Here is an 8,320-nt window from a genome sequence, read left to right on the forward strand (position 1 = left end):
GTCAGCACCTTGCCCCCGCCGATGTCGAGCGCGGGCACGAACCCCTGCGGGTTGCGCGCGACATGCTCGGCCGAGCGCTGCTCGCCCTTGACCAGATGCACCTCGCGCCGCTCGTGCGCCACCCCCTTGAGGTTCAGCGCGATCCGCACGCGATAGGCGGCGGAGGAGCGGAAATAATCGTAGAGGATCATGTCGCCGGCTTCGCCTTGGCGCGGCGCGAGCGCACCGTCTTGGGCGGCGGCGCCGTATCGGGCTCGGGCCCCAGCCCCGCCTCCGCAGCCTGCTCCGACTTGCGCTCGAGCGCGACCTTGATCATCGCCACCAGCGGGTCGGCCAGCGCGAGGCCGAGAAAGCCGAACAGGGTGCTCATCAGGATCTGCGACGAGACGGTGAGCGCGGGCGGCATGTCGACCGTGTGCCGCGCGACCAGCGGCAGCAGGACATAGCCGTCGAAGGTCTGCACCCCGAAATAGATCGCGATCGCCCACAGCCCCTCGTTCGGCCCGGCGCTGAACCCGACCGAGACCATCAGCACGCCCGACACGAACGCGCCGATATTGGGAATGAAGGCGAGGATGCCGGTGAGGATGCCGAGCAGCAGCGCCATCGGCACCCCGGCGATCGACAGCAGCATCCAGGTCAGCGCGCCCTCGAACACCATGCCGGCGAGGCGCCCGGCGAGCAGGATGCGCATCGTCCGCGCCATCCGCGCCAGCGTGATCGCGAACTGGTCGCGCGACTGCATCGGCACCATCCACTGCAGCCCGCGCTCGTAGATGCGCGGCTCCATCGCCACGAACAGGCCGATGACCATGACCAGGAAGAAGCTGCCGATCGCGCCGATCGCGCCGCCGATGAACGAGGTGACGCGGCCGACCGAGCCCAACGCCTGCTGCGCCAGCCCCTTGAGGTCGGCGGCGCCGGGCATCACGCCGAGCTCGCTGAGCCAGCCGCTGAGCCGCACGGCCTGCGCTTCCAGCGTCTCGCGCAGCTGCTCGGCCTGCGCGGCGATCTCGACCCCGGTCAGGTAGAACACGCCGCCGATGAACGCGATCACCAGCAGCACCACGATCAGCAGCGCGAGGCCGCGCGGGATCGGCAGATAGCGGCGGATCAGCCGCGTCCCGCCGTCGAGCATCGAGGCGACGACGAGGCCGGCGAAGATCAGCAGCAGCGGCTGGATCAGCAGCACGATCAGCGCGGCGGCGATGGCCAGCCCGAACCACACCGTCGCGCGGCGCAGTTCGGCGCGCATCACCGGATCGCGCATCTCGTTGGGGCCGGGTTCCTGGACGATCGAAACCTGGTCGTTGGCCATCGTCATGTCACTCTCCGGGGCGGTCGGGATGGAGCGAAGTGCCGGCGCGGCCCGAACGGAACGAGCCGAACCAGGTGAACGGGTTCCAGTTCGCGCTGCCGTCGAGGCTGAAGGTGATGAACTCGGCGCGCCCGCCGATATTCTCGATCGGCACCGGCCCGCCCAGCCCGTCCTGCGCCAGGCTGAAGCGGCTGTCGGCGCTGTTGTCGCGATTGTCGCCCATCAGGAACACCTGGCCCGCGGGGATGCGCAGCGGCGCGAAATTGTCGGCGTTGGTCGGCCCGATGTCGATCGTGTCGTAGCGCGCGCCGCCGGGCAGCGTCTCGCGCACGATCGGCACATTGCACACCAAAGCGCCCGAAGCGTCGCGGCCGAGCGCGCCGGGATAATGGTCGCCGGGGCAGGCGAGGTTGATGTCGATCTTGAGCGCGCGGATGCCGAGCCGCTCGCGCTGCACCGGCTTGCCGTTGATGTAGACGATGCCGCCATGCATCTCGATCAGCTCGCCGGGCAGGCCGATCACGCGCTTGATATAGTCGGTGCGCGCGTCGGGCGGGGTGACGATGACGATGTCGCCGCGCTTGGGCACGCTGCCGAACAGCCGTCCCTTGATGAACGGCAGGACATGGAAGGTCGGGGTGACGTAGCTATAGCCGTACGGATATTTGGTCACCACCAGCCGGTCGCCGACCAGCAGCGTCGGCATCATCGATTCGGACGGAATGTAGAAGGGCTTGGCGACGAGGCTGTGGAAGCCGAGCACCGCGACGACGAGCCAGAAGATGCCCTTGGCCTCGCCCCACCAGTCGGTGCGGGCCGCTTCCGTCTTCGCCTTCAACGCCAACTCCCGGGCCATTCGTCCTCTTTCACTGTGCGGGCAGCGCCTCGATCACCACCAGCGCCTGCGCCCAGGGATGGTCGTCGGTCAGCGTCAGGTGCACCTTCGCGACGTGACCCGCGGGAGTCATGGCGTCAAGCCGTGCCTTGGCGCCGCCGGTCAGCGCCAGCGTCGGCGCCCCCGACGGCGCGTTGACCACGCCGATGTCGCGCATGAACACGCCCGCCTTGAATCCGGTCCCCACCGCCTTGGAAAAAGCCTCCTTGGCGGCGAAGCGCTTGGCGAGCGTCGCGGCATAGTTGAGCGGGCGTTTCGCCGCCTTGCGCAGCTCGACATCGGTGAACACGCGCTGCTCGAACCGCATGCCGAAGCGGTCGAGCGTCGCCTGGATGCGCTCGATGTTGCAGAGGTCGGAGCCGATGCCGATGATCATGACGCGCTCACCAGCCCATATTCGCGGCAAGCATGGGCAGGAAGACGATCGCAGGCGGGATCGTCCAAACGATCGGCAGAGCCAGCCAGAACAGGCGAGCCTCCCGATCCGTGCGTCTGGCGCGCCACACGCCGATTGCGATCACGAAAGGTGTCATCAGGGCGAGGGGGGCGAGCCACATTCCGTAGATTGCGGTGATCAACAGAAAGGGCGCGAACACGATCGTCAGTGGTATCGACAGCCCGAGCAGCGCATAGTCGACCGCCAATAACGCGCGCGCGGGAAATGTCGCGGTGCTCACCGCGCGTCGTCCATCAGCTCGCGCATCCGCTGCACCACCGGCGCGAGCCCGTCGAAGATCGCCTCGCCGATCAGGAAATGGCCGATATTGAGCTCGGCGAGCTGGGGGATCGCGGCGATCGGCACGACATTGTCGAAGGTCAGGCCGTGGCCGGCATGGACCTCGATCCCGTTCTTCGCGGCCAGCGCCGCGGCGTCGGCGATGCGGCGCAGCTCGGCGGTCTGGGCCTCGCCCTCGAGCTCGCAATAGCGGCCGGTATGCAGCTCGACCACGGGCGCGCCGAGCCGCATGGCGGCCTCGATCTGCGCGGGATCGGGCTCGATGAACAGCGAGACGCGGATGTTGGCGTTGCGCAGCTCGCTCACCATCGGCGCGAGCAGATTGTGCTGCCCCGCCGCGTCGAGCCCGCCCTCGGTGGTGCGTTCCTCGCGCTTCTCGGGGACGATGCACGCGGCGTGCGGCTTGTGACGCAGCGCGATGCCGAGCATCTCGTCGGTCGCCGCCATTTCGAGGTTGAGCGGCACGGGCAGCTCGGCCGAGAGCCGTGCGATATCGTCGTCGGTGATGTGGCGCCGGTCCTCGCGCAGATGCGCGGTGATGCCGTCGGCGCCGGCCCGCGCCGCGAGCAGCGCCGCGCGCACCGGATCGGGATAGCCGCTGCCGCGCGCGTTCCGCACGGTCGCGACATGGTCGATGTTGACGCCGAGGCGAAGGTGCCCTGCGCTCACGCCGCCACCCGGCTGCCGGGCTTGATCGCGGGAATCGCGGCCAGCTCGGGCGGCAGCGACTCGGGATCATAGCTCGGCACGTCGAGCCGGATCAGCGGGAAGAAGGGCACGCCGAGATCGGCGGCGCCGTTCGAGCGGTCGACCAGGCTCGCCGCGGCGATCACCTCGCCGCCGGCCTCGGCGATCGCCTTGATCGCCTCGCGGCTCGAGAGCCCGGTGGTGACGACGTCCTCCATCATCAGCACTTGCTGCCCCGGCGCGAGGCGGAAGCCGCGGCGCAGTTCGAAGGTGCCGGAGGGCCGCTCGACGAACATCGCGTCGACATCGAGCGCGCGCGCCACTTCCTGCCCGGCGATCACCCCACCCATCGCGGGCGAGACCACCGCGGTGATCCGCTCGCGCAGCTCGGCGGGGATCTTCGCCGCGACCGCCTGCGCCAGCCGCGCGCCGCGCGCCGGGTTCATCAGCACGCGCGCGCATTGCAGGTAGCGCGGGCTGCGCAGGCCCGAGGAGAGGATGAAATGCCCTTCAAGCAGCGCTTGCGCCGCGCGGAACTCGTCCAGAACCTCGTCGTCGGTCACATGCCCTCTTCCCGCCGTTTTCGCGCCCTTCGCATCTAGGCGCGGCCCGCCCGTGCCGCAACCGGGGCGTTTGGTTCGGGTTCAGCCGCTGAATCGCGGCACCGGCCCGTTCCCAGTGGGGCGAACAGCGCCGCGCGCTGTTCAGGTCATGCCGGGGCGTGACCGACCCCACACTCCCATCAAGATACGCCGCGTGGGTGGCCGGGTGGGGGAGCGGGCCGGTGCCGCAAGCTAAAAAGAACCGCGACAAGCTTGAGACACGCGATCTTGCTGCTATAGGCCAGCCGCAACGGGCAAGTTGCGCCCGCGCGACCGGAGACCCGGCGCGCCCCGAAAAGGGGTCTATGGAAACATGGGGTTGAACGACAAGATGCGCATGCATGGATTGAAGGCGATCGTCCTGGCCGCTGGCCTCGCGCTCGCCGGCGGCATGGCCCAGGCCCAGACGGCTTCTGCTCCGGCCGCGGCGCCGGTCGCGCCCGCCGCCGAAGCGCCCAAGGCGCCCGCACCGGTGGCCGTGGCGACTCCGGCCGCGGTTCCCGCACCGGGCAATCCGGTGGCTCAGGCCGAGGCCGCGGCGCCGGCCGCTGCGAAGGTCGCCGATCCGCTGCTCAATGCCGACGGCACGCACAAGAACGGCCCGATGGACGGCGTCGGCCTGCCGGTCGATCACCGCATCGGCATCCAGCCGCAGGTCACCAAGCTCGGCGAGAGCGCGGCGCATTTCCACAACTGGATCCTGCTGCCGATCATCTTCGCGGTTTCGATCTTCGTGCTGATCCTGCTCGCCTGGACGATCGTGCGCTACCGCCGCAAGGCGAACCCCAACCCCTCCAAGACCAGCCACAACACGCTGATCGAGATCGTCTGGACCGTCGTCCCCGTCCTGATCCTCGCGTTCATCGCGTGGCCGTCGATCTCGCTGCTCGCCAAGCAGTTCAAGCCCGCGCCGGACAACGCCGTGACGATCAAGGCGATCGGCAACCAGTGGTTCTGGAGCTACGAATATCCCGACCATGGCGGCATCTCGATCACCGCCAACATGCTCAAGGAAAAGGACCAGGTTCCGGCAGGCACGCGCTACCGCACCGATGTCGACGGTCCGCGCCTGCTCGCGGTCGACAACCGCATCGTCGTGCCGGTCGGCACCCCGATCCGCCTGATCGCCACGGCCAACGACGTGATCCACAGCTGGGCGATCCCGGCCTTCTGGATCAAGATCGACGCGGTCCCGGGCCGCCTCAACGAGACCAGCTTCACCGTCGACAAGCCCGGCGTCTATTTCGGCCAGTGCTCGGAGCTGTGCGGCGCGCGCCACGCCTTCATGCCGATCGTCGTCGAGGCGGTCGAGCCCGCAGTGTTCGCGCAGTGGATCGCGGCCAAGGGCGGCAAGATGCCCGAGGCGAACAAGCCTTCCGCCGCCGCGCCCGCGCAGCCCGCGGCGGACAAGGCCGACGACACCGCGACTCCGGTCAACGGCACCGTTCCCGCCGGGAACGCGGTCGTCGAGAACACGACGGCCGAGCCCGCCACCACCAATCAAGCCGCCACCGGCAACACGGACCAGTAAGCCATGACCGACGCAGCTCGCGACGCACACGCCTTCACGGCGCACGACGACCATCACCATGATGCCGATCACAAGCCCGGCTTCTTCGCGCGCTGGTTCCTGTCGACCAACCACAAGGACATCGGCACGCTGTACCTGATCTTCGCGATTCTCGCGGGGATCATCGGCGGCGGCATCTCGGGCCTGATGCGCCTCGAGCTCGCCGAGCCCGGCATCCAGTATCTCGGCACCTGGGCGAGCTTCGTCCATGGCGGCGAGCAGACCTTCGACGAATCGCTGCACTTCTGGAACGTGCTGATCACCGCGCACGGCCTGATCATGGTGTTCTTCATGGTCATGCCGGCGATGATCGGCGGCTTCGGCAACTGGTTCGTCCCGATCATGATCGGCGCGCCGGACATGGCGTTCCCGCGCATGAACAACCTGTCGTTCTGGCTGCTCGTGCCGGCCTTCACCCTGCTCCTGGCCTCGCCCTTCGTCGGCGGCGGCGCGGGCGTGGGCTGGACCGTCTATGCGCCGCTCTCGACCTATGGCGAGCCCGGGCCGTCGGTGGACATGGCGATCCTGTCGCTCCACCTCGCCGGCGCGTCGTCGATCCTCGGCGCGATCAACTTCATCACCACCATCTTCAACATGCGCGCGCCGGGCATGACCCTGCACAAAATGCCGCTGTTCGTGTGGTCGGTGCTGATCACCGCCTTCCTGCTGTTGCTCGCGCTGCCGGTGCTCGCCGCCGCGATCACCATGCTGCTCACCGACCGCAACTTCGGCACGACCTTCTACGATCCCGCCGGCGGCGGCGATCCGGTGCTCTACCAGCACCTGTTCTGGTTCTTCGGCCACCCCGAAGTGTACATCATGATCCTGCCGGGCTTCGGCATCATCAGCCAGATCGTCGCGACCTTCAGCCGCAAGCCGGTGTTCGGCTATCTCGGCATGGCCTACGCCATGGTCGCGATCGGCGTGGTCGGCTTCGTCGTGTGGGCGCACCACATGTTCACGACCGGCATGAGTGTGAACGTGAAGATGTACTTCACCGCCGCGACGATGATCATCGCGGTGCCGACCGGCATCAAGATCTTCTCGTGGATCGCGACGATGTGGGGCGGCTCGATGAGCTTCAAGACCCCGATGGTGTGGGCGATCGGCTTCATCTTCATGTTCACCGTGGGCGGCGTGACCGGCGTGGTGCTCGCGAACGGCGGCGTCGACGACTACATGCACGACACCTATTACGTCGTCGCGCACTTCCACTATGTGCTCTCGCTCGGCGCGGTGTTCGGCCTGTTCGCGGGCTTCTACTACTGGTTCCCGAAGATGTCGGGCCGGATGTACAACGAGCTGCTCGGCCAGCTGCACTTCTGGGTGTTCTTCATCGGCGTGAACGTGCTGTTCTTCCCGATGCACTTCCTCGGCCTGCAGGGCATGCCGCGCCGCTACCCCGACTATCCGGACGCCTTCGCGCACTACAACGAAATCGCGAGCTGGGGTTACGCGATCATGCTCGTCGGCATGGTGATCTTCTTCGTCAACCTCTTCATCTCGCTGTTCGCGGGGAAGAAGGCGGAGGACAATCCCTGGGGCGAAGGCGCGACGACGCTCGAATGGACCCTGTCGAGCCCGCCGCCGTTCCACCAGTTCGAGACGCTCCCGGTGATCGACGACGACAAGCATCACTGAGTTGCGACACGGCTGAAAACGAAGCGCCCCGGGGGGAAACTCCGGGGCGCTTTCGTCGATTGTTGGATACATGTTGGAAACGCCGTGCTTGGTTGGACCGATCCATCTCGCAAGTTCCTTTCCTCAGGACCTGCGGCGTGGGCGGTGTGATCCGTTCCACGCGTCGAAGCGCGGCGATAGTGTCAATCGAGTGTCAACTTCCGCCGGCGCCCGCCCTTCCCCCGACTCGCGGCGCTCGCTATAGGCCGCCGCAAATGTCCGTCGCCAACCATAGCCTGACCGTCCCCGCCGACTGGCGCGACTTCCTCGCGCTGACCAAGCCGCGGGTGATGACGCTGGTCGTGTTCACCGGTCTCTGCGGCATGCTCGCGGCGCCGGTCTCGATCCACCCCGTGCTCGGCTTCACCGCGATCCTGTGCATCGCATTGGGCGCGGGCGCGGCCGGCGCGCTCAACCAGTGGTACGAGGCCGATCTCGATGCCAAGATGAAGCGCACCCAGGGCCGACCGCTTCCCGCGGGACGCATGGACCGCCAGTCGGCGCTGCATTTCGGCGTTGGCGTCGCGGCGCTGTCGGTGATCCTGATGGGGCTTGCGGTCAACTATGTCGCGGCCGGCATCCTGCTCGTCTCGATCCTGTTCTACGTTCTGGTCTACACCGTGTGGCTCAAGCGCCGCACGCCGCAGAACATCGTCATCGGCGGCGCGGCGGGCGCCTTCCCGCCGCTGATCGGCTGGGCCGCGGCGACGGGTCAGGTGGCGCTGCTGCCCTTCCTGCTGTTCTGCCTCGTCTTCCTGTGGACCCCGCCGCATTTCTGGGCGCTCGCGCTGTTCGTGAAGACCGACTACGCCAATGCCGGGGTTCCGATGCT

Annotated in this window: 10 protein-coding genes; 3 read left to right on the top strand and 7 right to left on the bottom strand. The window is 67.8% G+C overall.

All coding sequences use genetic code 11. The annotated features are described in order from the left end of the window. The 7 genes from ABDV68_RS16820 to pyrE all read right to left on the bottom strand — a co-directional run. Positions 1–191, bottom strand: a 191-nt coding sequence (locus ABDV68_RS16820; protein ID WP_343521258.1) for a glutathione S-transferase N-terminal domain-containing protein, incomplete at its 3' end; no start/stop codon positions are given. Then, positions 188–1,318: an AI-2E family transporter gene (locus ABDV68_RS16825; protein WP_343521267.1), complete on the bottom strand. Its 1,131-nt coding sequence runs from the start codon at positions 1,316–1,318 to the stop codon at positions 188–190. The genes ABDV68_RS16820 and ABDV68_RS16825, both read right to left, overlap by 4 nt. A gap of 7 nt (positions 1,319–1,325) precedes the next feature. After that, a complete protein-coding gene (gene lepB / locus ABDV68_RS16830; protein ID WP_343521259.1) occupies positions 1,326–2,156 on the bottom strand; it encodes a signal peptidase I in 831 nt (276 codons plus the stop codon). 28 nt (positions 2,157–2,184) lie between these two features. Then, positions 2,185–2,589, bottom strand: coding sequence for a holo-ACP synthase (acpS, locus tag ABDV68_RS16835; RefSeq protein WP_343521260.1), 405 nt, complete (start codon positions 2,587–2,589; stop codon positions 2,185–2,187). 7 nt (positions 2,590–2,596) lie between these two features. Next, positions 2,597–2,890, bottom strand: a complete 294-nt coding sequence (locus tag ABDV68_RS16840) for a hypothetical protein (protein WP_343521261.1) — start codon at positions 2,888–2,890, stop codon at positions 2,597–2,599. Then, on the bottom strand, positions 2,887–3,618 hold the full coding sequence (locus ABDV68_RS16845) for a pyridoxine 5'-phosphate synthase (protein ID WP_343521262.1): 732 nt from the start codon (positions 3,616–3,618) through the stop codon (positions 2,887–2,889). The genes ABDV68_RS16840 and ABDV68_RS16845 overlap by 4 nt, the downstream gene beginning before the upstream one ends. Then, complete coding sequence (gene pyrE / locus ABDV68_RS16850; RefSeq protein WP_343521263.1) at positions 3,615–4,199, bottom strand: orotate phosphoribosyltransferase; 585 nt, start codon at positions 4,197–4,199, stop codon at positions 3,615–3,617. The genes ABDV68_RS16845 and pyrE overlap by 4 nt, the downstream gene beginning before the upstream one ends. 352 nt (positions 4,200–4,551) lie before the next feature. Between pyrE and coxB the strand changes: the two genes are divergently transcribed. The 3 genes from coxB to ABDV68_RS16865 form a co-directional block, all read left to right on the top strand. Further along, positions 4,552–5,769: a cytochrome c oxidase subunit II gene (gene coxB, locus ABDV68_RS16855; protein ID WP_343521264.1), complete on the top strand. Its 1,218-nt coding sequence runs from the start codon at positions 4,552–4,554 to the stop codon at positions 5,767–5,769. A 3-nt stretch (positions 5,770–5,772) separates the two neighbouring features. After that, a complete protein-coding gene (gene ctaD / locus ABDV68_RS16860; RefSeq protein ID WP_343521265.1) occupies positions 5,773–7,449 on the top strand; it encodes a cytochrome c oxidase subunit I in 1,677 nt (558 codons plus the stop codon). Between the two features lie 254 nt (positions 7,450–7,703). Next, the coding region (locus ABDV68_RS16865; RefSeq protein WP_343521266.1) for a heme o synthase at positions 7,704–8,320 on the top strand (617 nt) is incomplete at its 3' end.

Source organism: Sphingomonas sp. (assembly GCF_039595165.1).
Lineage (GTDB): Bacteria > Pseudomonadota > Alphaproteobacteria > Sphingomonadales > Sphingomonadaceae > Sphingomonas.